At 70.5% G+C, this 26,535-nt stretch carries 27 protein-coding genes; 12 read left to right on the top strand and 15 right to left on the bottom strand.

All coding sequences use genetic code 11. From position 1 onward, the window contains the following. Window positions 1-6: 6 nt before the first annotated feature. Both ACIBVL_RS17160 and ACIBVL_RS17155 read right to left on the bottom strand, forming a co-directional pair. Complete coding sequence (locus ACIBVL_RS17160; RefSeq protein WP_399097983.1) at window positions 7-972, bottom strand: isopenicillin N synthase family dioxygenase; 966 nt, start codon at window positions 970-972, stop codon at window positions 7-9. Next, window positions 965-1,423 (bottom strand): nucleoside deaminase, encoded by a 459-nt coding sequence (locus tag ACIBVL_RS17155; RefSeq protein ID WP_399097982.1) that lies wholly within the window; start codon window positions 1,421-1,423, stop codon window positions 965-967. Before ACIBVL_RS17155 ends, ACIBVL_RS17160 begins: the two co-directional genes overlap by 8 nt. A gap of 123 nt (window positions 1,424-1,546) precedes the next feature. Between ACIBVL_RS17155 and ACIBVL_RS17150 the strand changes: the two genes are divergently transcribed. Together ACIBVL_RS17150 and ACIBVL_RS17145 are read left to right on the top strand one after the other, a co-directional pair. Beyond that, the gene (locus ACIBVL_RS17150; protein WP_399097981.1) at window positions 1,547-2,806 is read left to right on the top strand and encodes a PucR family transcriptional regulator; all 1,260 of its coding nucleotides are present in this window, start codon (window positions 1,547-1,549) and stop codon (window positions 2,804-2,806) included. A gap of 125 nt (window positions 2,807-2,931) precedes the next feature. Further along, entirely contained in the window at window positions 2,932-3,717 is a 786-nt protein-coding gene (locus ACIBVL_RS17145) for a CDP-alcohol phosphatidyltransferase family protein (RefSeq protein WP_399097980.1), read from the top strand. 15 nt (window positions 3,718-3,732) lie between these two features. Here the strand turns inward: ACIBVL_RS17145 and ACIBVL_RS17140 are convergent, their stop codons facing one another. From ACIBVL_RS17140 to hemL, 8 genes are all read right to left on the bottom strand, one after another. Then, window positions 3,733-4,077: an SRPBCC domain-containing protein gene (locus ACIBVL_RS17140; protein ID WP_399097979.1), complete on the bottom strand. Its 345-nt coding sequence runs from the start codon at window positions 4,075-4,077 to the stop codon at window positions 3,733-3,735. A gap of 194 nt (window positions 4,078-4,271) precedes the next feature. Beyond that, window positions 4,272-5,372, bottom strand: a complete 1,101-nt coding sequence (gene ccsB / locus ACIBVL_RS17135; protein WP_399097978.1) for a c-type cytochrome biogenesis protein CcsB — start codon at window positions 5,370-5,372, stop codon at window positions 4,272-4,274. After that, window positions 5,369-7,084: a cytochrome c biogenesis protein ResB gene (locus tag ACIBVL_RS17130; protein ID WP_399097977.1), complete on the bottom strand. Its 1,716-nt coding sequence runs from the start codon at window positions 7,082-7,084 to the stop codon at window positions 5,369-5,371. The genes ccsB and ACIBVL_RS17130 overlap by 4 nt, the downstream gene beginning before the upstream one ends. A 3-nt stretch (window positions 7,085-7,087) precedes the next feature. Beyond that, window positions 7,088-7,861 (bottom strand): cytochrome c biogenesis CcdA family protein, encoded by a 774-nt coding sequence (locus ACIBVL_RS17125; protein ID WP_399097976.1) that lies wholly within the window; start codon window positions 7,859-7,861, stop codon window positions 7,088-7,090. Between the two features lies 1 nt (window position 7,862). Further along, window positions 7,863-8,450, bottom strand: coding sequence for a TlpA family protein disulfide reductase (locus ACIBVL_RS17120; RefSeq protein ID WP_399097975.1), 588 nt, complete (start codon window positions 8,448-8,450; stop codon window positions 7,863-7,865). A gap of 66 nt (window positions 8,451-8,516) precedes the next feature. Further along, window positions 8,517-9,791 (bottom strand): hypothetical protein, encoded by a 1,275-nt coding sequence (locus ACIBVL_RS17115; protein WP_399097974.1) that lies wholly within the window; start codon window positions 9,789-9,791, stop codon window positions 8,517-8,519. Window positions 9,792-9,943: 152 nt separating this feature from the next. Beyond that, a complete protein-coding gene (locus tag ACIBVL_RS17110; RefSeq protein WP_399098426.1) occupies window positions 9,944-10,597 on the bottom strand; it encodes a histidine phosphatase family protein in 654 nt (217 codons plus the stop codon). A 59-nt stretch (window positions 10,598-10,656) separates the two neighbouring features. Next, window positions 10,657-11,973, bottom strand: a complete 1,317-nt coding sequence (hemL, locus tag ACIBVL_RS17105) for a glutamate-1-semialdehyde 2,1-aminomutase (protein WP_399097973.1) — start codon at window positions 11,971-11,973, stop codon at window positions 10,657-10,659. A 517-nt stretch (window positions 11,974-12,490) separates the two neighbouring features. Between hemL and ACIBVL_RS17100 the strand changes: the two genes are divergently transcribed. Beyond that, window positions 12,491-12,928 (top strand): hypothetical protein, encoded by a 438-nt coding sequence (locus tag ACIBVL_RS17100; RefSeq protein WP_010353923.1) that lies wholly within the window; start codon window positions 12,491-12,493, stop codon window positions 12,926-12,928. A 148-nt stretch (window positions 12,929-13,076) separates the two neighbouring features. On the opposite strand, the gene ACIBVL_RS17095 is transcribed toward ACIBVL_RS17100, so the two are convergent. Together ACIBVL_RS17095 and ACIBVL_RS17090 are read right to left on the bottom strand one after the other, a co-directional pair. Then, window positions 13,077-13,625, bottom strand: a complete 549-nt coding sequence (locus tag ACIBVL_RS17095; protein WP_399097972.1) for a DUF1062 domain-containing protein — start codon at window positions 13,623-13,625, stop codon at window positions 13,077-13,079. A gap of 336 nt (window positions 13,626-13,961) precedes the next feature. Continuing rightward, window positions 13,962-15,311 (bottom strand): mucin-1, encoded by a 1,350-nt coding sequence (locus ACIBVL_RS17090; RefSeq protein WP_399097971.1) that lies wholly within the window; start codon window positions 15,309-15,311, stop codon window positions 13,962-13,964. Between the two features lie 181 nt (window positions 15,312-15,492). On the opposite strand from ACIBVL_RS17090, the gene ACIBVL_RS17085 reads away from it, so the two are divergent. The 7 genes from ACIBVL_RS17085 (at window position 15,493) to ACIBVL_RS17055 (ending at window position 22,038) form a co-directional block, all read left to right on the top strand. Next, window positions 15,493-16,512, top strand: a complete 1,020-nt coding sequence (locus ACIBVL_RS17085) for a LacI family DNA-binding transcriptional regulator (RefSeq protein ID WP_399097970.1) — start codon at window positions 15,493-15,495, stop codon at window positions 16,510-16,512. Between the two features lie 92 nt (window positions 16,513-16,604). After that, complete coding sequence (locus ACIBVL_RS17080; protein ID WP_399097969.1) at window positions 16,605-17,948, top strand: extracellular solute-binding protein; 1,344 nt, start codon at window positions 16,605-16,607, stop codon at window positions 17,946-17,948. Window positions 17,949-18,065: 117 nt separating this feature from the next. Next, window positions 18,066-18,998: a carbohydrate ABC transporter permease gene (locus tag ACIBVL_RS17075; RefSeq protein ID WP_399097968.1), complete on the top strand. Its 933-nt coding sequence runs from the start codon at window positions 18,066-18,068 to the stop codon at window positions 18,996-18,998. A gap of 6 nt (window positions 18,999-19,004) precedes the next feature. Next, a complete protein-coding gene (locus ACIBVL_RS17070; protein ID WP_399097967.1) occupies window positions 19,005-19,847 on the top strand; it encodes a carbohydrate ABC transporter permease in 843 nt (280 codons plus the stop codon). 503 nt (window positions 19,848-20,350) lie between these two features. Continuing rightward, window positions 20,351-20,767, top strand: coding sequence for a DUF6153 family protein (locus ACIBVL_RS17065; protein WP_399097966.1), 417 nt, complete (start codon window positions 20,351-20,353; stop codon window positions 20,765-20,767). 110 nt (window positions 20,768-20,877) lie between these two features. Next, a complete protein-coding gene (locus ACIBVL_RS17060) occupies window positions 20,878-21,567 on the top strand; it encodes a DUF305 domain-containing protein (RefSeq protein ID WP_399097965.1) in 690 nt (229 codons plus the stop codon). Window positions 21,568-21,750: 183 nt separating this feature from the next. Then, window positions 21,751-22,038: a DUF4190 domain-containing protein gene (locus ACIBVL_RS17055; RefSeq protein WP_399097964.1), complete on the top strand. Its 288-nt coding sequence runs from the start codon at window positions 21,751-21,753 to the stop codon at window positions 22,036-22,038. A gap of 62 nt (window positions 22,039-22,100) precedes the next feature. Here the strand turns inward: ACIBVL_RS17055 and ACIBVL_RS17050 are convergent, their stop codons facing one another. Then, window positions 22,101-23,153 (bottom strand): Clp protease N-terminal domain-containing protein, encoded by a 1,053-nt coding sequence (locus tag ACIBVL_RS17050; protein ID WP_399097963.1) that lies wholly within the window; start codon window positions 23,151-23,153, stop codon window positions 22,101-22,103. A 294-nt stretch (window positions 23,154-23,447) separates the two neighbouring features. Between ACIBVL_RS17050 and ACIBVL_RS17045 the strand changes: the two genes are divergently transcribed. Continuing rightward, window positions 23,448-24,269: an SAM-dependent methyltransferase gene (locus tag ACIBVL_RS17045; RefSeq protein WP_399097962.1), complete on the top strand. Its 822-nt coding sequence runs from the start codon at window positions 23,448-23,450 to the stop codon at window positions 24,267-24,269. Window positions 24,270-24,308: 39 nt separating this feature from the next. Then, window positions 24,309-24,461: a hypothetical protein gene (locus tag ACIBVL_RS17040; protein ID WP_399097961.1), complete on the top strand. Its 153-nt coding sequence runs from the start codon at window positions 24,309-24,311 to the stop codon at window positions 24,459-24,461. Between the two features lie 82 nt (window positions 24,462-24,543). Here the strand turns inward: ACIBVL_RS17040 and argG are convergent, their stop codons facing one another. Together argG and ACIBVL_RS17030 are read right to left on the bottom strand one after the other, a co-directional pair. Then, window positions 24,544-25,992, bottom strand: a complete 1,449-nt coding sequence (gene argG, locus ACIBVL_RS17035; RefSeq protein ID WP_399097960.1) for an argininosuccinate synthase — start codon at window positions 25,990-25,992, stop codon at window positions 24,544-24,546. Window positions 25,993-26,302: 310 nt separating this feature from the next. Then, complete coding sequence (locus tag ACIBVL_RS17030; RefSeq protein WP_399097959.1) at window positions 26,303-26,533, bottom strand: hypothetical protein; 231 nt, start codon at window positions 26,531-26,533, stop codon at window positions 26,303-26,305. Between the last annotated feature and the right edge of the window lie 2 nt (window positions 26,534-26,535).

Below are 26,535 nucleotides of genomic sequence, written 5' to 3'. Positions count from 1 at the left end.
GCACACCTATTGCACGGTGATGGAGTCCAGCTTGCCCCGCAGGTAGGCGTGCGAGTCGACCGGCTCGTACGCCACCCGTCCCACCGGCGCGGGCACGGACTCCACGGTCGTCCCCGGGGTGCACTCGCCGAAGTAGACGAGGGACATCAGCTCCTCCGCGGGCTCGTCGGCCGGAGGCGGGAGCACCCGGTGCCGACCCGACCGCCACCGGTCCCCCGTCCAACGGGCCATCAGGTCACCGATGTTGATGGTGAACGCCGCCGGGTCGAAGGGCGCGTCCTCCCAGCCGCCCGCGTCCGTCCAGACCTGGAGCCCGCCCTTGCCGGCCTGCCGGTCGAGGATCGTCACCGTCCCGAAGTCGGTGTGCGGGCCGATGCGGAACTGGCCGGGCTCGGGCTCCCCGACGACGTCCGTCCCCGGATACCAGTTGATGTTGAAGCCGTAGGTGGGGTGGTCCATGTGGCGGGAGAAGAAGTCCGGTTCGAGGCCGAGGGCCTCACCGAGCAGCGAGAGCAGCTGTTTCTCCAGCTCGCCCATCTTCTCCAGGTACTCCGCGCAGAGCACTTCCAGCTCGGGCACCTCCGCGGGCCACACGTTCGGCGCGTACCACTCCGCGTTGATCACCGGGTCGTCGAAGGGCTCGTGGGTGGCGAAGGTGAGCGACTCCTTCAGGTCGGGCGGGGTCTCGGTCCCCTCCGAGTAGCCGTTGGCCTCCGCGCCGGGGCCGAGCCAGCCGCGGCCGCCGACCTTCACCGCGTACGGCTGCTTGACCTCGACGGGGAGGCCGAAGAAGGCCCGCGCGGCCGAACGGATCCGGGACCGCAGGGCGGGGTCCACGCCGTGCCCGGTGACCAGCAGGAAACCGGCCGTCTGCAGAGCCTCGTCGACGGTACGGGCGATACCGGCGCGGGTCTCGGCGTCGCCGTCGCGCCAGGGCGCGAGGTCGATCGTGGGGATTCGTGGCTTACTCACCGATGTCCTCGTTCCACAGAGCCGGGTTCTTCTCGATGAAGTCGCCCATCAGGGCGACGCACTCGGGGTCGTCCAGGAGCACGATCTCCACGCCGTGCCGCGCCAGCCAGTCGTGCCCGCCGTGGAAGGTGACGGCCTCGCCCACGACGACCCTCGAGATGCCGAACTGGCGGACCAGGCCCGAGCAGTACCAGCACGGTGAGAGGGTCGTGACCATCGTCGTGCCGCGGTACGACCGCTGCCGGCCCGCCGCGCGGAACGCTGCCGTCTCCGCGTGCATGGAGGGGTCGTCGTCCTGGACGCGCCGGTTGTGTCCGCGGCCGAGCAGGCGGCCGTCGGCGCCGTAGAGGGCGGCGCCGATCGGGATGCCGCCCTCGGCCAGCCCGGCACGGGCCTCGGCGACGGCCGTGGCGAGCCAGGCGCGGGCGGTCGTCTGATCCACAGAGTCCATGACCTCACTCTGCTCTGACCGAAACACCTGGGCAACGTGCGGAAAGTACTCTCCGGGCAGCCCGCAGCCGGACGTTCTGTCAGCGGAACCCTCAACGGAACTGTCAGCGCCCTGGAGGTCCCCGTGCCCGCACTCACCCTCCGCGAAGTCCTGGCCCTCGACCCGGTGCGGGCCAGCGAACCCGAGCTGCTCGCCGGCGCCGCCGGACTCGACCGTCCCGTCCGCTGGGTCCACTCCAGCGAGGTCTACGAGGGCGCCAACTTCCTCGACGGCGGAGAGCTGCTGCTCACCAACGGTTTCGGGCTGACGGACGCGGACGACGAGGTCCGGCGGCGGTACGTGCGCGAGCTGGCCGCGCGGGGAGCCGCCGGGCTCGCGGTGGAGGTGGGGCGGTCCCTGCCGAGCATGCCGGCCGAGGTGATCGACGAGGCCCGCCGGCTCGAGCTGCCGCTGCTGGCCATGCACCGGGTCGTGCCCTTCGTACGGATCACCGAGGCCGCGAACCGGGCGATCGTGGCCCGGGGCCTGTCGGGGCGTTCCGTGACCCGGCCGTGGGGTGACGACCACACGGCGGCCCTGCTGGCCGACCTCGCCGACCGGGCCGCGCTGAACCAGCCGGAGGTGGAGGCGCGGGCGGCCCTCGCCGGGTTCCATCCGGGGCCGGGGGCGCGGCTGATCGGTGTCTCCGTACACGGCACGCGCGAGGTGGGGACGGTCGACCGGGCCGTACGGCTGCTGGGAGGCGGCGGGGTGCTGCGGGCCGCCTTTCCCGGGGACGTCCTCGCCCTGCTCGCGCTGTCCGGGAGCCGGGCCGGGGATCCGGTGCGCGTCGTCCAGGAGGCATTCCGGGCGGCCGCCGAGCCCGGGCTGACGGTCGCCGTGGGGCACGTGGTCGCGGCCGGCGGCGGCTGGCTGCGCTGGAGCGAGACCCTGCGCGCGGCCCGTACGACCCTGGAACTGGCGCTGACCGTGCCCGCCGCCGAGCCCGCCGCGCCGGACGGCCCCCTGGTGACCTCCTCCCGCGCCTTCGCCCTGGAGCGGGAGCTGACCCGGGGCGGGGTGGACGCCAACCGGGAGCGGCTCGCGGGCATGGTCCAGCACGCGCTGGGCCCCCTCCTGGAGTGGGAGGCGGCCCATGCCAGCGACCTGGTCCGCACCCTGGAGGTCCATCTGCGCAACGGTTGCTCGCCCACGCGTACGGCGGCGTTGCTGCACATCGGCCGCCAGTCCCTCTACCAGCGCCTGGAACGGATCGAGTCCCTCCTCGGCCTGGAGATCGGCGACCCGGACCTGCTGGGCGAGCTCCTGGCGGCGACCTGCGCGCACCGGGTGGTGCGGGGGACGGCGGGCGCGGTCCGTCTCGTGGGCGTCAGCGCAGCCTGACGCGGGCGGGGCCGTCCAGCCCTGTCGAAATCCCCCGGAAAATGTCCCGGCGCCCGGCAGGTAACCTGTGCCGATCACCGCCGCGCACGCGGCAGTTGGGCCCTGGGTGCGTGGGAGGAACGGTCATGGTTGCTGCTCCGGTGCTGGAGGAGCTGCGGGAGGTCTGCCAGCCGCAGGCCAAGCTGGCGAGCCGGAACGGTGAGCACTGGGCTGGGCGGCTGTACATGCGGCGCGTCTCGCTGCGGTTCACCCGCCAGCTGGTGCGCACCCCGGTCACCCCCGACCAGCTGACCTGGACGATGGTGGTGTGCGGGGTGCTGTCGGGGGCCGCGCTGCTGATACCGGGGGTGGCGGGGGCCGTCCTCGCCGCCCTCCTCATGCAGCTGTTCCTGCTGTTCGACTGCGTCGACGGTGAGGTCGCCCGCTGGAAGGGGCAGAACAGCGCGACCGGGATCTACGTCGACCGGCTCGGCGCCTATCTGGCGGACGCGGCGCTGATGATCGGGTTCGGCTTCCGGGCGGCGCAGTCCGGTATCGGCGGCTGGGCGGGCTTCAACGGCTGGGTGTCGCTGGGGCTCGCGACCGCCCTCGGGGTCGTGCTGCTGAAGGCGTCCACCGACCTGGTGGACGTGGCCCGGGCCCGGCGCGGGCTGGCCGTCGCCGACGACGAGGCCGCCGCGCCCCGCTCGCAGGGCGTGGCCTCGGTGCGCAGGCTCGCCGCAGCCTTCAAGATCCACCGGGTGACCAACGGCATCGAGGCCTCCCTGGTCCTCCTCGTCGTCGCGTTCGCCGACGCCGCGACCGGGGGTGTCGAGCCGACCCGCTGGACGCTCGCCGCCATCGCCGTCATCACCTGGCTGATGGTCCCGGCCCACCTGCTGTCGATCCTGTCGTCGTCCCGTTTGCGGTGACTTCCGGGATTTCCCTCAGGCGCGCAGCACCGCGATCAGACGTTCGAACCGGGCCCGCCAGTCGGATTCCCGTTCGCCCTCGCCCTGGAACTCGTGCGTGAAACGCAGGACGGACGCGTCGTCCCCGTCCCGCTCCAGATGGAAGCGGACGCGGCCGATGGCCGGGAAGGTGTACTCGGCGACCCGGTCCACGTCCCAGGCGGTGACCTGACCCTCCCCCGGCCCGCGCAGCACGACCACGCCACCGAGCCGGGGTTCGAGCAGCTCCACCCCGGTCCACCAGGCGGCCAGCCCGTCCGGCGTGCTCACCGCCGGCCAGACCGCCTCCATGGGGACCGGAAGCCGTACCAGGAGGTGCATGACACCAGGGTGGCCCGCGCGAGCCGGTTTCGCACGGTTACGGCCTCCGGCCCTTCTGGCCCGACCGGGCCCCGAGGTTCCCCCGCGCGGATGCGTCTTCGCAGATTCGTCTCCACGCCCCTCTTCCTGTCCGCGCGACGAAGGCCGGTTCCCGTGACTCAGGTCACAGGGAACCGGCCTTCACCGCGGGCGGGTCACACGCCGGCGTAGGAGTGCTTGCCGGAGACGAAGATGTTGACGCCGTAGTAGTTGAACAGCCAGCAGCCGAAGGCGATCAGGGCCAGGTAGGCGGCCTTGCGGCCCTTCCAGCCGGCCGTGGCGCGGGCGTGCAGGTAGCAGGCGTAGGCGACCCAGGTGATGAACGACCAGGTCTCCTTGGGGTCCCAGCCCCAGTAGCGGCCCCAGGCGTCGCCCGCCCAGATCGCGCCCGCGATGATCGTGAAGGTCCACAGCGGGAAGACCGCCGCGTTCACCCGGTACGCGAACTTGTCGAGGGAGGCCGAGGCGGGCAGCCGGTCGAGCACCGAGTTCGCGAACGTGCCGGGCTTGCCGCCGGTCGCGAGCTTGTTCTCGTACGCGTCCTTGAAGAGGTACAGGATCGTGGCGACCGCGCCGACGTAGAACACCGCGCCACAGAAGATCGCGGTGGAGACGTGGATGTACAGCCAGTACGAGTGCAGCGCCGGCACCAGCTGGTCGCTCGCCGTGTACAGCACGGTGACCGCGAGGCCCAGGTCGAGCAGGACCGTGGTGATCAGGAACAGGCCGAGCCAGCGCACGTTCTTCTTCAGCGCCAGCAGCGCGAGGTACACGCCGACGGCCACCGTGGAGAAGGTGAGGTTGAACTCGTACATGTTGCCCCAGGGCGCCCGCCCCACCGAGGCCGCGCGGGCGACGACCCCGCCCAGCTCGACCAGGAACGCCAGCACCGTGAGGGAGATGGCGATCCGGCCGTACATGTCGCCCTGCTCGTCCCCGCCGTGCGCACCCGGCCCGTCGGGCACGTCCCGCGCGCCGGCGGCGGACCGCACGACGACCTGCGGCCGCTCCAGTACGGCGGTGGAGCCGCCCTTCTTCACGGTGACGGCCGGGCCCTCGGCCTTGGCCTTCGCGTCGGCCGTGAGCGCGGCGGCGGTCCGGCCGACCCTGCTGCGGCTGCCGAAGAGCCATTCGGCGATGTACGCGAAGAAGGCCAGGGTGTAGACGGCCATCGCGGAGTAGATCAGCGTGTTGCTGATGCTCGCGAGGTGTTCGTTGGTGGCGGTGGCCAACTCGGTTGCGGCGGCGAGAGTCACTGCTCAGCCTCTTTTTCGGCAGGTACGACTTGGAGGTCGGGGGAATCGGAGTCGTTCTCGGGGTCGGGGGCCCCGGGAGCCTGGTCGTACAGGATCCCGGCGAGTTCGCCGAGTTCCTCGGGCACCTTGGCCGACTCGCTGCGGCCGAGGCCGGCCATCTCGACGACCGTGACGCCGTCGGCGCCCTTCACCGCGCGCACCCACACCCGGCGGCGCTGGATGAACAGGGAGGCGGCCAGGCCGAAGATCGCGGTGAGCGCGCCGGTCAGCGCCCAGCCGCCGGCGGGCTGCTGGGTGATCTGGAAGTTCGCCCACTGCTTGGTGCTCTCGTAGGTGATCGAGCCGGCCCCGTCCGGGAGCTTCATGGTCTCACCGGGCCTCAGGTTCTCCCGCAGCTGCGCGCCCTTGGCGTCCTTGAACGCCTTCACATGCGTCTTGTCGAGCTGGTAAACGCTCTGCGGGATGCCCGAGTTGACGCCCAGGTCGCCGTGGTACGGCGCCAGGTTCAGCACCGGGTTGCGCAGCGCGGGGAACGTGGAGGCGGTCTCGCTGCCCGGCGTGTACGACGGCAGGAAGAAGGCCGAGACGCCCAGCTGCTCTGTGACGCCCCTGGCGTTCCGGTAACCGTCCAGGACCTTGATCACACCGGTGGAGGTGACGTTGGAGTCGAGCGGCAGCAGCGGGACGGCGTCGTGGAAGACGACGTTGCCCTTGCCGTCGCGGACGGTGATCACGGGCGCGTAGCCGTGGGCGGTGAGGTAGATCTTCGAGTCGTCGATCTCCAGCGGGTGGTTGACCTGGACGGTGGTCTTCTTGTCCTTGCCGTACGCGCCGACGCTGTAGGTGAGGGCCGCCTCGTAGGTGCGCGGGGTGCCCGTGTTGGGGCCGGAGGTCTCGTACGTGCCGGTGAACTTGTCCAGGGTGAAGCTGAACGGGTTCAGGTCGCCGATGTCGAAGAGGTTGCCGGACTTGAAGTCGTCGTAGGAGATCAGGGTGTTGGAGAACCCGTTGCCCTCGACCAGGAGCTTGTTGCCCTCGGACTTGAAGAGCTGGCCCCAGGCGAAGGCGACCAGCAGCACGATGAGGGCGATGTGGAAGGCGAGGTTGCCGACCTCGCGCAGATAGCCCTTCTCGGCGGCGACGGCGTCCCCGGTGAGGTCGGCGCGGAAGCGGCGCTTCCTCAGGAGGACGAGCGCGGCCTCGCGGACCTGCTCCGGCTCGGCCCCGGTACGCCAGGTCGTGTGGGCCGGCAGCCGGGTCAGGCGCCTCGGCGCGGCCGGCGGGCGGCCGCGCAGCTGGCCCGTGAACTGCCAGGTGCGGGGGACGATGCAGCCGATGAGGGAGACGAACAGCAGGATGTAGACCGCGGAGAACCACACCGAGCTGTAGACGTGGAAGAGGCCGAGCCTGTCGTAGACCGGGGCGAGGGTCTGGTGGGCCTCGCGGAAGTCGGCGACTTTCGTGGCGTCGTTGCCGGACTGCGGGATCAGCGAGCCGGGGATCGCGCCGAGCGCCACCAGCAGCAGCAGGAGCAGCGCGACCCGCATGGAGGTCAGCTGGCGCCAGAACCAGCGGGCCCAGCCGATGACACCGAGCGCGGGTCCGTTGGACAGCGTCTCCACGGGCGCGGTGGACAACTGGGAGCCGGCGGCGCCGAGATCCCGGTCCTCGGAGGTGGCCGGCGTCTCACCGGTGGTCGTGGTCTTGCTCATGGATCAGATCCCCACAGTGAAGCCGGCGGACCAGGACTGCATGTCCTGCACGATTCGGTCCCACGCACCGGTCAGCAGCAGCAGACCGGTCACGATCATCATCGTGCCGCCGATCCGCATCACCCAGACGTAGTGACGCTTGACCCAGCCGAAGGCGCCGAGCGCCTTGCGGAAGGCGACCGCGGCCAGCACGAACGGCACGCCGAGCCCGAGGCAGTAGGCGACGGTCAGTATGGCACCGCGGCCGGCGCTCCCCTGCTGGGAGGAGAGGGCGATCACGGAGGCGAGGGTGGGGCCGATGCACGGGGTCCAGCCGATGCCGAACAGGGCGCCGAGCAGCGGGGCGCCGACGAGCCCCGTGGCGGGCCTCCTGTGGAAGCGGAACTCCCGGGCGGTCATCCAGGGCATCAGGCCCATGAAGAAGACCCCCATGAGGATCATGAGCACGCCCAGCACCTTGGACAGGACGCCCTGGTTCTCCTGGAGCGTCTGGCCGAAGTAGCCGAACAGGGCACCGCTGGAGACGAACACGGCGGTGAAGCCGAGGACGAACAGGGAGGCGCCGGCGACCATCCGGCCGCGCCGGGCCTCGGCCAGGTCGCTGCCGGTCACACCGGTGACGTACGACAGGTAGCCGGGGACGAGCGGCAGGACGCAGGGCGAGAAGAAGGAGACGAGACCGCCGAGCAGGGCGACCGGCAGGGCGAGGAGCAGGGCGCCGTTGAGGACCGTGTCGTTGTAGCCGTCCGCCGCGGCGAGCGTGGTGAGCGCGCTCACGTCACTTCTCCGCGAGGACCGGGGCGATCATCTTGCGCAGCTTCGCCTCGCTGAGCCCGGCCAGCGAGCGGGCGGCGATCTTCCCCTCCCGGTCTATGACCAGAGTGGAGGGGATGGCCTGCGGGTTGAGCGTGCCCTTCTTGAAACGGAGCATCAGTTTGCTGCTCGGGTCGTACAGGCTGGGGTAGGTGACGCCGTACTGCTCCTCGAAGGCGCGGGCGCTCCTGACCTGGGGGTCGGCGACGTTGATGCCGACGAACTGCACGCCCTGCGGCTGGAGATCCTTGGCGACCTTCTCGAGGTTGGGAGCCTCGGCGCGGCAGGGGGAGCACCAGGACCCCCACACGTTCAGGACGACGACCTTGCCCTTGTAGGAGGAGAGCGAGAGCTGCTGGTCGTCGATGGTCTTGCCGGACAGGTCGGGCGCCGGGTCGCGCTTGCCCTTCTCGACGGTGGAGATGCCGTCCTTGCCCATGATGAAGTTGGTGTCACCGCCGCCGCCCGAGACGCCTCCCGAGGTGCAGGCGGACAGCAGCAGTGTCGCCGCGGCGGCGACGGCGACGGACACTGGGGTGCGGCTGGCACTCATGTGAAAAGTTTCGCATGCCCGTTCTGGGGATCTTGCGCACCCCCCTTGCGGGCGGAAACCCGCATTTCAGGCGGCGGTTTTGGAGGGTGTGGGGACCTCTGCCAGGAACCGCTTCCAGCCGCCGGCCGGCTGCTGGCCGACATCCAGCGTGCGCAGCTTGTCGAGGATCTCCGGCTTCTGTACGTCGATCCAGTCCACGAACTGGCGGAAGGAGACCAGGCGTACGTCCCCGCCCTTCTCCTTCTCGCGGGCGATGTGCTTGAACGCCTCCTCGACGGCGTCCATGTAGATGCCGCCGTTCCACTGCTCGAAGTGGTTGCCGACGAAGAAGGGGGCGCGGTTTGTCTCGTATGCCCGCTGGAAGCCGGATATATACGCTTTGGCGGACTGCCGACGCCAGCCCGGGTAGTTGTGGCGGGGGGCGTTGGTCGAGTTGATCGACTGGTTGGCGAGCATGTTGTAGTCCATGGAGAGGACTTCGAAACTGCGTCCGGGGAAAGGTATCTGCTGCAAGGGCAGGTCCCAGAGCCCCTGCTTCTTCTGCGGCCACACCTGACGCCCGCCCGGCGAGGAGGCGTCGTAGCGCCAGCCGAGGGCGCGGGCGGTGGGCAGCAGGTTGCCCTGGCCGAGGAGACAGGGCGTGCGGCCGCCGACGAGTTCCTTGTCGTAGTCGAAGGGCAGGGCGGGCAGGTCGGTCCAGCCGGTGTTGGTCCGCCACTCCTTGACGAAGGACTTCGCCTGGTCGATCTCGCTGCGCCACTGCGCGGGCGTCCAGTTGCCGACGCTGCCGCTCCCGCCACAGAAGTGCCCGTTGAAGTGGGTGCCTATCTCGTGCCCTTCGAGCCAGGCCCGGCGGACGTTGGTGAGCGTCATCCGTACGTGCTCGTCGGTGAGGTAGCCGATGTCGGAGGCACCGCGCGGGTTGTTCGGGGGGTCGTAGAGCCGCTTCTTCGACTCGGGCAGCACATAGAGCCCGGAGAGGAAGAAGGTCATGGCCGCGCCGTGTTCCTTGGCGAGGTCCAGGAAGCGCGGGAAGAGACCGTTGCCGACCTCGCCGGCCCCGTCCCAGGAGAAGACGACGAACTGCGGGGGCTCCTGGCCGGGCTCCAGCGGCTCGGGCTTGGTCGGCTGGTGGGGCTGCCTGCCGGTGAAGGAGGTGGAGCCGTCGCCGAGGGGGCGGGCGGTGGCCTTGGGGCTGCTGGAGCTTTTCTTCCGGGATCCGCCGGAACCACCGGCGGGGGTCGGGTCCGGGCCGGTGAGGCTGCCGCAGCCCACGAGTCCGGCAGTGGCGGCCGCCCCGGCACCGAGTCCGAGTGCTCCCCTTCGGGTGATGGCGCGCATGGCAACCCCGTTCGTCACGTTCCCTGGTGGTCACCCATTCAGAGGACGCGACGAACGAGGAGGTTCCGCCAGTACTTCCGGATTCCGTAACAGACGCGAACAGAGGCAACTAGAAAGGGCTTACGGGCTCTTCGGGCTCACGGGTCCGTCCGTCACGCGCCGAAGGCCTTGCCCTGGCCCGCCCCCTTGGCCGGCTTGGCGCCGGCGCGGAGATGGGGCGGCACGAGGTCGATGGCGGGCTCGCTGTAACCGACGGAGACGATCTTGTCGCCCCGGTAGGTGAAGGTCGTCAGCGAGGCGAGCGTGCACTGCCGCTTGCGCGGGTCGTGCCACAGCCGGCGCCGCTCGACGTAGGACCGCACGATCCAGATCGGCAGCTGGTGGCTGACCAGCACGGCCTCGTGCCCACGGGCCATGTCCCTGGCCGCGTCCAGCGCCCCCTTCATCCGCACGACCTGGTCGACGTACGGCTCGCCCCAGGACGGCTTGAACGGGTTGACCAGGTGCTTCCAGTTCGCCGGCTTCTTGAGCGCCCCGTCCCCCACCCCGAAGGTCTTGCCCTGGAAGACGTTCTCGGCCTCGATGAGCCGCTCGTCGGTGGCGAGGTCGAGCCCGTGCGCCTTCGCGATCGGCGTCGCCGTCTCCTGCGCCCGCTCCAGCGGCGAGGCGACGACGTACGTCACATCGCGGGAGGCGAGATGCTCGGCGACCCGGTCGGCCATCTGCCGGCCGAGCTCGGAGAGGTGGTAGCCGCCGAGACGGCCGTACAGGACCCCGTCGGGGTTGGCGACCTCACCGTGCCGCATGAGGTGGACGACGGTGATGTCGTTCTTGTTGCCGAGGTTGCTGGTGTTGGCATTGTCACTCACGCGGTGGCCTCCGCAGCCGCTCGGGCCGCCGCCGGCAGGGCGTCGGCGATCCGCTGGATGGCCCGGTCGTCGTGGGCCGTGGACACGAACCAGGACTCGAAGGACGACGGCGGCAGATACACGCCGTTCGCCAGCAGCGAGTGGAAGAAGGCGGTGAAGCGGAAGGACTCCTGCGCCTTGGCGTCCTCGTAGCCGCGCACCGGCCGGTCGGTGAAGAACACGGAGAACATGTTGGAGGCGCTCTGCAGGGTGTGCGCGACGCCCTCCTTGCCCAGCGCCTCCGAGACCAGCGCCTGGATCTGCTCGGACGCGGCGTTGACCTTCGCGTACGCGGCGTCGTCGAGCAGACGGAGCTGGGCGAGCCCGGCGGCCGTGGCGACCGGGTTCCCGGAGAGGGTGCCGGCCTGGTAGACGGGCCCGGCGGGCGCGAGGTGCGCCATGACGTCGGCCCGCCCGCCGAAGGCCGCGGCGGGGAAGCCCCCGCCCATGACCTTCCCGAAGGTCATCAGGTCGGGCCTGACCCCGTCGATCCCGTACCATCCGGCGCGGCTGGTCCGGAAGCCGGTCATGACCTCGTCGGAGATGAAGAGGGCGCCGTTCGCCCGGCAGGCGTCCTTGAGCCCCTGGTTGAACCCGGGCAGGGGCGGGACGACGCCCATGTTCCCCGGCGAGGCCTCCGTGATGAGGCAGGCGATCTCCCCGGGGTGCCGGTGGAAGGCCTCCTGCACGGCCTCCAGGTCGTTGTACGGCAGGACGATCGTGTCGGCGGCCTGAGCGCCCGTGACACCCGGCGTGTCCGGCAGCGCGAAGGTGGCGACACCGGACCCGGCCGCGGCGAGGAGCGAGTCGACGTGACCGTGGTAGCACCCGGCGAACTTGATCACCTTCGAGCGCTGGGTGAACCCGCGGGCGAGCCGGATGGCCGACATGGTCGCCTCGGTCCCGCTGGACACCAGCCGCACCTGCTCCACGGGCTCCACGCGCTCGACGATCTCCTCGGCGAGCGCGACCTCGCCCTCACCGGGCGTACCGAACGAGGTGCCGCGGGAGACGGCGTCCTGGACGGCGGCGATCACCTCGGGGTGGGAGTGCCCGAGGATCATGGGCCCCCAGGAGCAGACCAGGTCGACGTACTCCCGCCCGTCGGTGTCGGTGAGGTACGGACCCGTACCGGACACCATGAACCGGGGCGTTCCGCCCACCGCGCGGAAGGCACGGACCGGCGAGTTCACACCGCCTGGCGTGACGACGGCCGCACGGTCGAACAACGCCTGCGAGACGGGCGCATCGTATGAATAGGGCAGTTCGCTCATGACCTGCGACTTCTCCGACCTTCTCCGACTTGCTGGACTCCGGTTGCCAGTGACTCTCCAGGGTAGGCCCCCACCTCCGCCCCTCCCCCATCAGCCGGCATCTGCGAAACTGAGACGGACTGAGCCTGATAGACGTAGCTCACAACGACCGTGTGTCGAGGGGCTGCGAAGATCCTGCGGACAGGTGTTTTTCCACGCACGTTTCGGCGGGCGGCCGTGGGGGAGGTCACTGACACGATGATCGGGTTGCGCGGCGGGGCCACGCGTCCTAGAAAAGCAGTCGGGTGGAGATATGCATCGCGGTGGCGGACTGGGCGAGGGGACTGATGACCTGGGTCCTCGACGTGCCCGGCGGGGAAGGCACCGGCGCGACGCGGAGGAAGCCAACGAAGCACGTCAGAATCAGGGTGTGAATCCGGGCATCAACCCGGCAGTACCGAATGAGCCCGAGCGGATCGACCGGCGAGTCGACCATCGGGTCGATCGCCTCCGGGCGGGGAGCAGGAATGGTGGTCGGGTGGGGGTGACGTACAAGTACTTCGGCGCGCCGGACGGCGCCACGGCGGCCCGCGTCCCGATCTCGATGCGCCCCGAGGAACTCGGCGGCGACGAGCTCGGCATGAACGGCATGTTCACCAAGATCAAGCCGGAGACGATGGCCGCGATGGTGCTGACCGGCATCGAAGGCGTCCCCCTCCACAAGGTGCCCCCGCTCGAACTGGTCGTCCTGCACCCCGACTACGCGGTCGTGAAGCTCCCCATGACGGTGGTCGACCCGCTCCGCGACATCGGCGAGGAAGCGGTCGGCGCGGCCGCCTTCATCTGGTCCACGGTCCCGGACCGCGGCGGCCCACGGGACGCGTTCAACGTGTACCAGTTGCTGCACGAATGGCAGGACTTCAGCCATCGGTTGCATGAGGCGGGGCATCAGCCTTATTGCCTGGTGTGGCCCTGACCTGAGGCTTCGTGCGGATCGGGAGCACATCGAGCTGTCGCCTTCTGCCGCACGGTCGGCCCCCGGGTGCCCGAACCACCCGCTGATCGGCTTCGGGCCGGGGCCGGTCCGGCAGGATCCGCCGGACCGGCCCCGGCCCGAGGTGGGTTCAGGGCTTGAGCGTGAAGGTGAAGTCGCCGGTGAGCTTGCCGCTCAGCCGGACGGCCGAAACGAGCTTCCCCTCCGTGATCAGTCTCTCGACCCCGGCCCGCGAAAGACCGCGACCTTCAGCGATCAGCCGCACCGGCCGGACGGGGATCCGCGCCGCGAAGCGGACCGAGACGTCGATCACCTCGCGATCCAGGTGGTCCGGTCCGCCGGTGTCGAGGCGCCAGGCGTCGTCCCAGTCGAGGGCGATGCGATTACGGCGCTGCACGACCGGATCCTGGAGCAGCTCAGCTGTCAGGTCGGGGGCGTTGTCATGCAGCCGGTCCAGCAGCCCGGGTCGTACGGACCGCACATTCGTCCGTTCCAGGACCGTGAGCTTTGCGGTGTCCCCGCAAACGGTACAGAGCACGAGGAGCCAGGCGTCCAGCATCTTGTGGTTTGCGTTGACGCGGAATTTGCCGCTCGCCCGGAAGCGCTCGGACGCGCACGCGTGACAACGGCGGAGAACGAGCGGCAGGCAGGTGGGCACGACCACCCAGTCATTGAACACAGAAGTACACCGGTTCCAGTGAGAAGTCCGCAGCAAAAGGCAGCGCGGCGCACAGGCGCGACGCGCGACGAATCAGCGCTCGGGAGGTCTCACACGGTGTACAACGGCACGTCCTTGCCTGGACAACTTGGTTCGACAGCACGGTAGAGGCGCACAGCGGCGCTGCTCCACTGGTTTTTCGAGCGCCTCACCGCCAGGTCCTGTCCTGCGGACCATGGATGAACCCGCCCTGTTCTTCCCACACTTCGAGGCGTGCTCGACGGCGAGGGCCCCTCCGACGTCAACCCCACCGCCGCGCGCGGCGAGCGAGTCAGCGTGGCTCCGACCCGACCGTTCTCAGCGGCTCGGCATCGGTCCGGGCCATATGGCCGAAGCGTCGTCGCGATCGGGGTCGGGCAGCCGGACCGGGCGGACGGGGATGCTGCGGACGCGTCCTTCCGCCACCGCCGTCCAGGGTGCGGGGTGACCCGAGTAGCACAGTGTGGTCAGGACGAAGACGCCGTCGGCGTAGACCTCGACGTACTCGCCGACGGTGAGAACGCGCAGGGTCGTGGCGGGTTCGGGCAGGACGGTCTCGGTCAGCGGTGCGCCGGCGGGGCCGGTGATCCAGAGGTTCTTGCCGTCGCAGCCGACGACCAGGGCGGCGCGGCCGTCGTCCCCGGCCGTCCGCAGGGTGATCTCGACGCGGCCGGACACCTCGATGTCACCGACCGCGTGCAGCGCCGGGTCCCGTGTCTCCTCGCCCAGCCAGCTGTCCAGGCCCGGCCACCACTGAAGGCGGGGCGCCGAGTCCTCCGGCACGACAAGGGACTTGGGCTGGGCGAGCATGCCCCGGCAGCGTTCGCCGGAGTCGGTGAGGTCGACGCGGCGGGGAGTGGTGTGCAGGACGACACGGGTGCCGTCGGGGGCGGCGACGACGCGAGGGGCGTAGGAGCCGGTCGGACCCATTGGGCCCCGGCGGGTCCACGGGCCGCGCAGGCGGGGTGCCGTCCACGCCTCGAAGCCACGTGTCGCGCCGATCGAACCGATCAGCAGCCAGCTGCCGTCGTCGAGGCGTTCCAGGACCGGGCACTCCAACTCGTCCACGTCACCGGGTGAGACCAGCGGCGGATGGACCGTCCAGTGCTCCAGGTCGTCCGAGGTCGCCCACGCCACACAGCCGCTGACCTCCACCGGCAGGGAGGCGTCGGCGGCGCAGACGACCATGACCCAGCCGTCCGACTCGTCGTCGGGCACGACGAACGGGTCGCGCCAGCCCATGCGTTCGCCGGTGCGGTACCAGCGGGCATCCGCCTCGACGACCGGCCCGGTGCCGTGCCGGCGCCAGCCGGTGCCGTCGGTGCGGTCGGAGTACGCGAGACCGACCGACTGCAACGGCCAGCCGTCGGCCGTCAGTCCGCTCACGCCCGTGTAGAACATCGCCATTCCGTCGCCGTACGGGATGGGGTGCATGGTCCACACCGCCTGCTGGTCGAAGCGGCCGGGCAGGCCGTTGCCGAAGGCGGTGCCCTCGGGCCGCCAGCCGACCAGGTCGGTGGAGGTGGCCCTGCCGTACGAGGTCTCCATCCTGAGGTGGTCGAACTCGGCCGTCCACGGCCCCTGCAGGTGCAGCACCGCGTAGGTGCCGTCGTCGTCGCGCAGCAGGGCGAAGTCGTTCACGCAGAGGCCGGGCGGGGCGTATCGCATGCACAGTTCCTGTCGGCTCGCAGCGCTCAAACGCGTGCGCTGAACGTCAACCACGAAAGGTCTCGCTTAAGAATCGGCCCAAGTAAAACTGAACGCAAACGCTTGCGCAACAAGGAGGCCGGGTTTACGGTCTCGTCACCCACAGATCACACCGACGTGAAACCGACGGGAGAAAAGCGCAGTGACCGTCAGCATCACCGATGTCGCCCGCGCCGCCGGAGTATCGGCGTCCACCGTGTCCCGGGCACTGCGCGGCCAGCCGGGCGTGTCCGACGAGGTGCGGGCACAGATCGCGGCAGTCGCCGCACAGCTCGGCTACACGGCCTCCCGCTCGGCGTCCAGCCTGGCGAGTGGGCGCACCTTCACGATCGGGGTCGTGGTCCCGTACGTGGGCCGCTGGTTCTTCGGCACCGTGCTGGACGCCGCCGAGCACGTGTTCAGCGCCGCCGGGTACGACGTCCTGCTGTACAACCTCGGCTCGCCGGAGTCACGCAAGCGTTTCTTCACCAAGCTGCCGGTGCGCAAGCGGGTGGATGCCGTGCTGTCGCTGCTCATCCCCGACGAGGAGGAGTCGACCGCCCTGCGCTCCCTGGGGGTGCCGCTGGCCAGCACGGTCGGCGGCGCCCGGCCCGGCTTCACCGTGGTCGGCATCGACGACCGGGCGGGCGCGGAGAGCGCCGTACGGCATCTGGTGAACCTCGGCCACCGCCGGATCGGCATGATCAGCGGGGCGAGCGGGCCGCTGCACTGGACCACGCCCATCGCGCGCCGCCAGGCGTACCTGGACGTGCTGGCCGAGGCCGGCATCGAGCACGACCGTGCCCTGGAGGCGGACGGCGACTACACCGTCGAGGGCGGTGAACGGGCCATGACCGAGCTGCTCGCCACCTCCCGGCCGCCGACGGCCGTGTTCGCGCAGTCCGACGAGATGGCGATGGGCGCGCTGCGCGCCCTGCGGCGACACCGGCTGAAGGTGCCGGACGACGTGTCCGTCGTCGGCTTCGACGACCACGAACTCGCCGATGTGGTCGGGCTGACCACCGTCGCGCAGCCGGTCGCGGGGCAGGGCGCCGAGGCCGCCCGGCTGCTGCTGCGACAGCTCGACGAGCCGCACGCCGAGCGGCCCGGACACGTACGGATGCCCATCCGTCTCGTCCTGCGCGAGACGACCGCCCCACCGCGCCCGCGCGGACCCCAGTAACCCCTCCACGGCCGTCAGGCCCAGGGATCCCACACCCACGCCGCCAAAGCACCAGCGCACTTCGAACCCTCGCATCGCACGGAGGCACCAGCATGAGCTCGACCAGCAGAAGGCACCGCCGCACCGCTTGTACGGGCGTCGCCCTCGTCCTGCCCCTCGCGACCCTGGCCGCGTGCGGCTCGGGCAGCGGCACCGACGCGTCCGCGGAGGCGGGCAGCGGCAAGGGCACCATCAGCGTCTGGGCCCATCAGGGACAGAAGAGCGAGGACACCGCCCTGCAGAACGCGGTGAAGTCCTTCAACTCCTCCCAGGCCAGGATCAAGGTCGAGCTGAAGCTCATCCCCGGCAACGACTACACCAAGACCATCACCGCCACCGACGCCTCCAAGCTGCCGGACGTGATGGAGTTCGACGGCCCGACCATGGCGAACTTCGTCTACAACAAGAAGCTCGCCGCGATGGACGACTACGTCTCCTCCAAGACGATGGCCAACGCCACGGACGCGAGCAAGTCACAGGGCGAGATAGACGGCAAGCACTACGGCCTGGGCATGTACGACTCGGGGCTCGGCATCTACGGCAACAAGAAGCTGCTGGACGCGGCCGGGGTGAAGTACCCGACGAGCCTGTCCGACGACTGGACGGCCGACCAGTTCACGGCCGCGCTGGGCGCGCTCAAGGCGAAGGACTCCGACGGCAAGCCCCTGGACCTCCAGGAGAACAACGGCTACGCCACCGAGTGGGGCACCTACGGCTTCGCCCCGATCGTCTGGTCGGCCGGCGGCTCGCTGCTCAAGGACGGCAAGGCCGAGGGCGCCCTCGACACCCCGGCCGTGGTCTCGGCGATGAAGACCTTCCAGTCCTGGAAGACGTACGTCGACCCCAACACCGACGGCAACGCCTTCGCCAAGGGCCGCGTCGCGCTGAGCTGGGTCGGCCACTGGATGTACCCCGCCTACAGCAAGGCCCTCGGCAGCGACCTCGTCGTGCTTCCGCTGCCCGACTTCGGCAACGGCCCCAAGACCGGCCAGGGCTCCTGGGCCTGGGGCATCGGCGCGAACAGCAAGAACGCCAAGGCGGCCGGCGCCTTCCTCGACTTCCTCCTCAACGACGCCAACGTCACCGCGATGACGACGGCCAACGGCGCGCCGCCCGCCACGAGGACCGCGCTCGCCGCGAGCCCCCTCTACAAGCAGGGCGGCCCGCTCCAGCTCTTCGCCGAGCAGCTCGCCAAGCCCTGTGGCGACAGCGACATCACCAAGTCCTGCGTCGCCGTGACCCGCCCGGTCACCGCCGGATACCCCACGGTCACCGCCAAGTTCAGCGACGCCCTGAACGCCGTCTACGGCGGCGACGACCCGAAGAGCGCCCTGGAGAAGGCCGCCCGCGGCATCGACCAGGACTTCTCCGACAACGCCGGCTACCAGATCCCGTAGGAACCGTCGGCCGGGCGGGCGCGTACGCCACCGCCCGTCCCGGCCGGGAACAGGACCCCCGTGAAGACCGTGGAATCCGCGCATGCCGCGCCCGCCGACAGGGAGCAAGGCCCGCCCGTGAACTCCGTGAAGCGCTCGCGGCCGGCGCGAAAGAACCGGGACTGGGTGCACGGGCTGCTCATGTCCACTCCGGCCGTCGTCGGGCTCATCGCCTTCGTCGGCGTCCCGTTCGGCTACGCCGTCGTCCTCTCCTTCTACAACGTGCGTCTCGGCTCCCCGCTGGCGCCCACCTTCTTCGGCCTTGAGCAGTACCGTCGGCTGTTCACCGACCCGGACCTGTCCGGCCCGTTCCTGCGGGCGCTGCTGAACAACCTGACCTTCGCCGTGGTCGTCGTACCGCTCCAGACGGGTCTGGCACTGGCCCTGGCCATTCTGCTCAACCGCAAACTCAAGGCCATCGGTCTCTTCCGGTCCCTGTTCTTCCTGCCGGTCGTCTTCCCGATGGCGCTGGTGGCCGTCATCTGGCGGCTCATCCTGGCCCGCAGCGACCAGGGTCTGCTCAACTCCGCGCTGCACGCGGTGAGTTTCGGCAACTGGGGCGCCTTCGACTGGCTCGGCGACGGGGCCACCGCCATGGCCTCGATCATCGTGCTGTCCGTCTGGCAGGGCGTCGGCTTCCAGATGGTCATCCTCCTCGCCGGCCTGCAGCAGATCCCCGGCGAGCTCTACGAGGCGGCCGAGCTCGACCGGGCCGGCCGCTGGCAGCAGTTCCGGCACGTCACCCTGCCGGGCATCCGCGGCACCCTCGTCTTCGTCGCCATGCTCACCTCCGTGCTGTCCTTCCGGGTCTTCGACCAGGTCTACGTCCTCATCCACGGCGGCGGCCTGGACGAGGACGCCGCCCGCACCGTGATGTACCAGGCCGTCACCACCGCCTTCGACCAGAACAACATCGGCCAGGCGTCCGCGATCACCGTCGTCTTCTTCCTGATCGTCGTCGCCCTGACCCTCATCCAGCGCCGCGTCGTCCGGCCCGACAACGAGGACTGACCCACGATGGCCACGACCCGCGCGCCCCTGCGCCGCTTCGCCGACTACGCCGTCCTCGCAGTCCTGGCATTCGTCTTCGTACTGCCCGTGCTGTATCTGCTCCTGGGCAGCCTCAAGCCCTCCGACGAAGTACTGAACGGCCTGACCGGCTTCCTCCCCACCCATCTGTCCTTCGACAACTACGCTCACGTCCTCGACGCACTCGACTCCGACAGCACCGGCTACTTCTGGCGCTTCATGGGCGTCTCACTGCTCGTCGCGTTCGTCGTGGTGACCGGTGGTCTCTTCGTCAACTCGATGGCCGCGTACGGCTTGTCACGGCTGAAGTGGCGCGGCCGGGAAGCCGTCTTCACCCTCGTCCTGCTGCTGATGCTGGTGCCGTTCGAGTCGGTCGCCGTACCGCTCTTCTATCTGTTCAACGACCAGCGCAACACCCTCTACGTCCAGGCGGTCCCGTTCATCGCCAACGCCTTCTCGGTCTACCAGTTCCACACGTTCTTCCGCTCGATCCCGCCGAGCATCGAAGAGGCGGCCCGGCTGGACGGGGCGGGTCCCTGGCGCACCTTCTTCGCGATCGTCGTGCCGATGTCGAAGCCGGTGTTCGCCTCGGTCGCGATCCTCACCTTCCTCACCCAGTGGGGTTCCTTCCTGTGGCCGGTCCTGATGGTCTCCGACCCCTCCGTCCGCCCCCTCCCCCTGGAGATGAGCGTCTTCCAGGGCCAGCAGCCCCCGGACTGGGGCCAGATCCTCGCCTTCGGCGTCCTCCTCGTCCTGCCCGTCCTGATCGTCTTCGCGTTCTTCCAGCGCTGGTTCGTCCAGGGAGTCGCCAGCTCCGCCGTCAAGGGGTGAGCGGTCTTCAGGTGACGTCGGCCAGGCCGAATACCAGCGCCGGGTGAACACTGCCGGCACGTCGTTCTGCCGCCGCTCCGCGCCTGATCTGGCGCGGACACCGGGGGTGCCGGTGAGCCGGTCGGAGCAACAGGCGTGGTGGAGCGGTTCCCGGCCGCCCCGCGGACCAGGCGGTCGCGGCAACCGCTGGACGTCATGGCGCCGGACGTCCTGCTGACCGCCGACGGCGGCGGGTTCACGGCCGCCGCTCCCGCTCCGGTCCACGGGGCCGAACTCGTCGTCAGGATGCCGTCCGCCCGGGCCGGGTGGTGTCGGCCGGGTGGCGCGTCGGCGGGCCGGATCGAACTCGACGGCCGGCCGACCCCGGGTGAGCCTCGTCGGGGAGAACGGCGAGGTCACCCGCGTCCACACGAAGCGAACCCGCGGACACCGACACGGTCCGACCGACCGGCCGAACTCACCGGGTGGCCCGCCGCTCACAGGCTCCGCCTAGGATGGCCCCGATGAACAGTCCCGAGCAGCGCCCCGCGCCGTCGCCCCCGCGGCGGTGGCGGGCGCTGTTCGTGCTCGGGCTGCTGGCCGGGCTGTTGGCGATGCATGCCCTGGCCCCCGGCGGTGCCGCCCCTGAGCACGCGGGGGCGCGGCACATGCCGGCCGTCGAGGTCGGCGCGCACGTCGAAGTCAGCGCTCATGAGGACTGTGGCGGAGGCGGTGGGGACTGCGGTGGAGGCCACCTCCATCACGCCGACCCCACCTGTGTGGCGGCCGCGGTGAGCGGTGCGCCGGCCCTGCCCGCTCTCCTTCCCGACCCGGTGGCCGTGCCGGATCCCGCCGACGCCGTCCGCTCGTACCCGGCCGAGGCACCGGACAGCGCACGCGCACCACCGTCCCTGGCGGAACTGCAGCTCCTGCGGATCTAGACACCACCCGCACCGCGGCCACGACACGGCGACGCGGTGCGCCTCGGCATGTCCGGATCCCCCTGCGCACAGCACGGCGCAGCACACCACAGCACTGCAGGAGTTCCCGTATGCGTCACACCCGTACCCTGACCCGCCGCGCCGCCCTGGCGGCCGCGTCCGTCACCGCCGCGCTCGTCCTCGCCGCCTGCGGCAACGACGGCGGCCACAGCACCGGCAGCGGAGAAGCGGGCGGTCACGGTTCCTCGTCGTCGTCCGCCGGCGCCGACGCCGCGGCCGGCGCGCACAACGCCCAGGACGTGTCCTTCGCGCAGGGCATGATCCCGCACCACCGCCAGGCCCTGGAGATGGCCGGGCTGGCCGCCGAGCGGGCATCGTCCGCCCAGGTCAAGGACCTCGCCGCGCGTGTCGAGAAGGCGCAGGACCCGGAGATCAAGACCATGAGCGGCTGGCTGAAGTCGTGGGGCGAGGACGTCCCGACGTCGTCCGACAGCTCGGCGGAATCGATGCCCGGCATGGACCACTCCACCTCCGGGATGCCCGGCATGGACCACTCCACCTCCGGGATGCCCGGGATGATGGACGGCTCCGACATGGACGAGCTGGAGAAGGCGTCCGGCGCCGACTTCGACACCATGTTCCTGACCATGATGATCGAGCACCACAAGGGTGCCGTGGAGATGGCCACCACCGAGAAGGCCAAGGGGAAGTACGGCGCCGCCACCTCCATGGCCGACGACATCGTCACCGCGCAGACCGCCGAGATCGCCGAGATGAACAAGCTCCTCGGCAAGAGCTGACAGCCCGTGGGGAGGGGGCCGGTGACCGCGCCGGCCCTCCACCCCTCACCCCGGGCGCGATGGACACCCAGCCTGACGAGCCGTTGACATAGGAATGCCTCGAAGGGGCATTCGGACAAGCAAGGCAAAAGTAAGGAGCGTGCGGCCCGTTCGGTCCGTGCAACCGACAACCGGGAGTATCCAATGGCGAGTTACGGCAGCTCTTCTGCCGCGTCCTCCGGATCGCGCACCAACGGCCTGGCGATCGCGAGCCTGTGCTGCGGCATCGTCGGACTGTTCATCCTGAACATCGTGCTGGGTCCGCTGGCCATCGTCTTCGGTGCTGTCGCCCGACGCCAGGCAGCGGTCAAGAACGGCGCCGGAATGGCGAAGGCCGGCATCATCCTCGGCGTCGTCGACGTGGTCGTCTGGGGCGTGCTCTTGGCCGTGGCCGCCAGCAACGGCGGCTTCAGCTGGTACGTGGGCGGCTGACGGCAACACCCCGTACGGCAGTGGGCTCCCGACCGAGGGTCGGGAGCCCACCCGCATCCCTGTCAGTCGCCGGAAACGGCGGTCAGGGCGTCGACCAGCTGCCGGGCGCGTGTCTCCTCCCCGAGGAGGAGCTCGACCAGGTGGCCGGTGCCCGGGTCGGCCGTCGCCGCGCTGCCGGAGTCGGCCGAACTCGCCGCGCTGGGGCCAGCCGCCTCAGCGAGGTACTGCTCGACGGGCCGGGCGTCAGCCGTCAGACGGACGCGACCAGCGGTCAGTGCGCTGTGGACCGACGTGTAGTCGATGCCCAGGCGGGCCAGCCGCTCACCGCCCGTGTACCGGGTGTCGGGAGCAGGAGCGTTCTCCCCCGCCAGATGCGGGTACCGGAGCGCGACCTCGTGGGTGGCCAGGATCGCCAGCAGGACGTGCTCGGTGCCCGCCACGTCGGCACCGAGGCGACGTGCCTGCTCGTAGGTCTCCAGTTCGACCCACCAGGCAGGCCTCGAGGCCAAGTTGGTCCCGGCGCTCTTGACCAGCCACCGCTTCCAGAAGGGCAGGTGCCGATAGTGGCTACGACCGAGAAGAACGTCGCGGGTGGCGTGCAGCAGGGGGGTGAGGCCGTCCTCATGGCCCGCGGTGCCGCCGTCGAGGCGGGCACGTACGGCTTGCGGTGAGATGCCGCAGACACCCAGCACCTCCACGGCGCGGTTGTCCTGCTCCAGCAGCGCCCGCAGCAGATGGACGGCGCCGAACCTCACCGCGCCGTCCCGCCGTGCCTGCGCCATCGCGGCGGTCAGCGCCCTGGCCGCGGCGCCCGTGAAGCGGACCCGCCGCTCACCGTCTTCGCCCAGCACGTCCTGCGCGGCCACGCTGTTCTCGACGTCGTCGGCGCCGCTCCACGCGCCGTCCCGGTCTTCCCTGTCCCGCAACACCGCCAGCAGCGCGGTCCTGGTCGCCCCTTCGGCCGCGAGGGCTTCGCACGCATCCCCCTTGGCCGTGGTGATGCCGGCGAGTAAGTGCTCGGTACCGATGGCTTCCCCGTCGGCAGCCGTCTGCGCGCCCCGGGCGGCCCCCAGGATTTTCGCGATGCTCCAGTCGGGCTCCAGGATCGTTTCCATGCTGCCTTTCCTCTTCGTGCTGGACCTGACGTGCAGCCTGCCCAACCGGGGCGTGGACCGCATCGCCCCAGAGGCGGATCTCCTCCTGCCCCTCCGGGTGCACCTGGTTCACCCGGGGCCGGATTGCCGGGGACAGCGCCGCTCGCGGAGAACCCCAGCTCAGCCCCCACCGACGAGGCGAGTTCCGCCCGGCAAGAGCCGTCCGGCAAAATGATGATCTGACAGTCACTCACCATGGTTGCCCTCATGGCGCATTCCGTGGCGGGACACGAGTCTTGGACGGAGCCAGGCAGCATGACCTCTCCCCACGGCGGCGACGGCGGCCCAGTGTTGAAGATCGACACGAGCAAGCCGCACCCGGCCCGGATGTACGACTACTTCCTCGGCGGGAAGGACAACTACGAGGTCGATCAGGAAGCCGCCGAGAGGTTCATCAAGGCGGCCCCCGAGGTGCGGGCCGCCGTCCGGGCCAACCGTGCCTTCATGCACCGCGCCGTCCGGCACGTCGTGGAGGAGGGCGGCATCCGGCAGATCCTGGACATCGGCACGGGCCTGCCGACCGAGCCCAACGTGCACCAGACGGCGCGCGCCATCGCCCCCGGGACCGCGGTGGCCTACGTCGACAACGACCCGATCGTCAGCGCCCACTCGCGGACCCTCCTGGACGACGACGACACCAACACCTCCGTCGTCCTGGCCGACCTGCGCGACCCCCGGGCCGTCCTCGACCACCCCGACGTGCGCAGGGTCATCGACTTCGACCAGCCGGTGGCGCTGCTGCTGGTGGCGGTCCTGCACTTCATCACCGAGGCGGAGGAGCCGGACGCCGTCGTCGCCACCCTCCTCGACGCGCTGCCCACGGGGTCGTATCTCATCCTGTCCCACGCGACGGTCGACATCCACGGGGACGGCCGCGCGGAGGCGGTGAAGGTCTACAACAGCGCCACCGCCTCCATGAACCCCCGCAACCGCGCCCGGGTCCTGGACTTCTTCGGCGATCTCACCCTGCTCGACCCGGGCCTGGTCCTCGTCCCGCACTGGCGTCCCGACGTGCCGGTCGACCCCGACCTGCCCCCGATCGGCTTCTACGGCGGCGTGGCGCGCAAGGACGGCTGAAACCACCCGGCCCGACCGGAGCACGACCGACACCAAGCCGTGCAGGGTGCAGGTGGCGGCGAGTGGGTCCCCGGGCTGCTCACCGAGTGGCGGCAGGGCCCCGACCGCCGGTGGTCCGGGGTGGCGACGTGTGTCGTCGACGGCGAGCAGACGACCGGCGTCGAGGACGAGGCGGAACTCCGGCCGGCCTGAGAGGCGCGCGGGGTGACGAAAAGGCCGGCCGGGTGCGTCGGCGGCCGGCCGGCCCTTTCGGTGGTGCGTCCCGCTCGGGGGGTCAGTCCGTGCCGAGTTCCATGGCCGCGCGGTCCAGCAGCTCGTCCTCCTCGGAGACCTCGCCGCGGGAGGCGATGGCCTCGGCGCCGCCCTCGGGGAGGGCGCCGATCAGCCCCGTGGCGACCGCCTGGGCGGCGCCGAGGGCGGGGGTCGCCGTGGTGCCGATCAGGCCGAGGCCGACGTACTGCTCCAGCTTGGAACGCGAGTCGGCGATGTCGAGGTTGCGCATGGTGAGCTGGCCGATGCGGTCCACCGGGCCGAACGCCGAGTCCTCGGTGCGCTCCATGGACAGCTTGTCCGGGTGGTAGCTGAAGGCCGGGCCCGTGGTGTCGAGGATCGAGTAGTCCTCGCCGCGCCGCAGACGGAGCGTGACCTCGCCGGTGACGGCGGCGCCGACCCAGCGCTGCAGGGACTCGCGCACCATCAGCGCCTGCGGGTCCAGCCAGCGGCCCTCGTACATCAGCCGCCCGAGGCGCCGTCCCTCGTTGTGGTACTGGGCGACGGTGTCCTCGTTGTGGATCGCGTTGACCAGACGCTCGTACGCGGCGTGCAGCAGGGCCATGCCGGGCGCCTCGTAGATGCCGCGGCTCTTGGCCTCGATGATCCGGTTCTCGATCTGGTCGGACATGCCGAGGCCGTGCCGGCCGCCGATGGCGTTGGCCTCCATCACCAGCTCGACGGCGGAGCCGAACTCCTTGCCGTTGATGGTGACCGGGCGGCCCTGGTCGAAGCCGATCGTCACGTCCTCGGTGGCGATCTCGACCGACGGGTCCCAGAACCGCACGCCCATGATCGGCTCGACGGTCTCGATCCCGGTGTCCAGGTGCTCCAGCGTCTTCGCCTCGTGGGTCGCGCCCCAGATGTTGGCGTCGGTGGAGTACGCCTTCTCCGTGCTGTCCCGGTAGGGCAGTCCGTGGGCGACGAGCCACTCGGACATCTCCTTGCGGCCGCCGAGTTCCGTCACGAAGTCGGCGTCCAGCCAGGGCTTGTAGATCCGCAGGTGCGGGTTGGCGAGCAGACCGTAGCGGTAGAACCGCTCGATGTCGTTGCCCTTGAAGGTCGAGCCGTCGCCCCAGATCTGGACGTCGTCCTCGAGCATCGCCCGCACCAGCAGGGTGCCGGTGACGGCGCGGCCCAGCGGCGTGGTGTTGAAGTACGCCCGCCCGCCCGAGCGGATGTGGAACGCGCCGCAGGCGAGCGCGGCCAGGCCCTCCTCGACCAGCGCCGCACGGCAGTCGACCAGGCGCGCGACCTCCGCACCGTAGGTCTTCGCCCGGCCGGGCACCGAGGCGATGTCGGGCTCGTCGTACTGGCCGATGTCGGCGGTGTAGGTGCACGGAACGGCACCCTTGTCGCGCATCCACGCGACGGCGACCGACGTGTCGAGCCCGCCCGAGAAGGCGATGCCGACGCGCTCGCCGACCGGAAGGGAGGTGAGGACCTTGGACATAGGAAGAGTATGCGCGATAACGCATGATCATGCAAAGTCGCGCAGGGCGCCTGTGTCACGGGTCACATCAGACCCCTGCCACGGACGGCCCGGCGCACCCGCAATCCCCCACGCGTCCCCGACCGAGCGAGGAAGCGAGGAAGCGAGGCGACGCGCGGGTGACCGTCGCCGACGCGAGGCAGCGGTTCACCGAGCGCATACGACCGGGCGTGTCGTGGTCGCGGCCCCTCGGCGCGGTCGCCTGCCGGGGCGTGGCATCACCGCCCTCACGACATGGCCGACCCGGACAAACTCCGGTCGGTCGGGTGGCCTACGCCCCTTCCGCCTCCCTCAGGAGTTGGCGGGCCCGCCAGGCCTGGCGCACGGTGTGGACGCGGATGCCGGTGAACAGCAGGACGGCGGCGCCGATGCCGACCGCGACCCACCCGCCTTCCCGGGCGACGGCCACGTAGAACATGAAGCCGCAGAAGACGGCGCCGAAGACGATGAGCAGCGGTTCGCGCACCCAGAACGGGAGGAGGCGGAGGATGAGTCCGAGCATGC

The sequence above is a fragment of the Streptomyces sp. NPDC049687 genome, assembly GCF_044465285.1.
Classification (GTDB): domain Bacteria; phylum Actinomycetota; class Actinomycetes; order Streptomycetales; family Streptomycetaceae; genus Streptomyces.
This window is presented reverse-complemented; position numbering and strand designations above follow the sequence as displayed.

Bases quoted from the DNA above. Each gene is read 5' to 3' on its own strand.
- ACIBVL_RS17115 (WP_399097974.1), bottom strand. From the start codon at position 9,791: ATGCGCGCCATCACCCGAAGGGGAGCACTCGGACTCGGTGCCGGGGCG.
- hemL (WP_399097973.1), bottom strand. From the start codon at position 11,973: ATGAGCGAACTGCCCTATTCATACGATGCGCCCGTCTCGCAGGCGTTG.
- ACIBVL_RS17050 (WP_399097963.1), bottom strand. From the start codon at position 23,153: ATGGAAACGATCCTGGAGCCCGACTGGAGCATCGCGAAAATCCTGGGG.
- ACIBVL_RS17145 (WP_399097980.1), top strand. From the start codon at position 2,932: ATGGTTGCTGCTCCGGTGCTGGAGGAGCTGCGGGAGGTCTGCCAGCCG.
- ACIBVL_RS17120 (WP_399097975.1), bottom strand. From the start codon at position 8,450: ATGAGTGCCAGCCGCACCCCAGTGTCCGTCGCCGTCGCCGCCGCGGCG.
- ACIBVL_RS17110 (WP_399098426.1), bottom strand. From the start codon at position 10,597: ATGCGGCACGGTGAGGTCGCCAACCCCGACGGGGTCCTGTACGGCCGT.
- ACIBVL_RS17140 (WP_399097979.1), bottom strand. From the start codon at position 4,077: ATGCACCTCCTGGTACGGCTTCCGGTCCCCATGGAGGCGGTCTGGCCG.
- ACIBVL_RS17055 (WP_399097964.1), top strand. From the start codon at position 21,751: ATGGCGAGTTACGGCAGCTCTTCTGCCGCGTCCTCCGGATCGCGCACC.
- ACIBVL_RS17065 (WP_399097966.1), top strand. From the start codon at position 20,351: ATGAACAGTCCCGAGCAGCGCCCCGCGCCGTCGCCCCCGCGGCGGTGG.
- ACIBVL_RS17030 (WP_399097959.1), bottom strand. From the start codon at position 26,533: ATGCTCGGACTCATCCTCCGCCTCCTCCCGTTCTGGGTGCGCGAACCG.
- ACIBVL_RS17070 (WP_399097967.1), top strand. From the start codon at position 19,005: ATGGCCACGACCCGCGCGCCCCTGCGCCGCTTCGCCGACTACGCCGTC.
- ACIBVL_RS17060 (WP_399097965.1), top strand. From the start codon at position 20,878: ATGCGTCACACCCGTACCCTGACCCGCCGCGCCGCCCTGGCGGCCGCG.
- ACIBVL_RS17155 (WP_399097982.1), bottom strand. From the start codon at position 1,423: ATGGACTCTGTGGATCAGACGACCGCCCGCGCCTGGCTCGCCACGGCC.
- ACIBVL_RS17090 (WP_399097971.1), bottom strand. From the start codon at position 15,311: ATGCGATACGCCCCGCCCGGCCTCTGCGTGAACGACTTCGCCCTGCTG.
- ACIBVL_RS17045 (WP_399097962.1), top strand. From the start codon at position 23,448: ATGACCTCTCCCCACGGCGGCGACGGCGGCCCAGTGTTGAAGATCGAC.
- ACIBVL_RS17130 (WP_399097977.1), bottom strand. From the start codon at position 7,084: ATGAGCAAGACCACGACCACCGGTGAGACGCCGGCCACCTCCGAGGAC.
- argG (WP_399097960.1), bottom strand. From the start codon at position 25,992: ATGTCCAAGGTCCTCACCTCCCTTCCGGTCGGCGAGCGCGTCGGCATC.
- ACIBVL_RS17080 (WP_399097969.1), top strand. From the start codon at position 16,605: ATGAGCTCGACCAGCAGAAGGCACCGCCGCACCGCTTGTACGGGCGTC.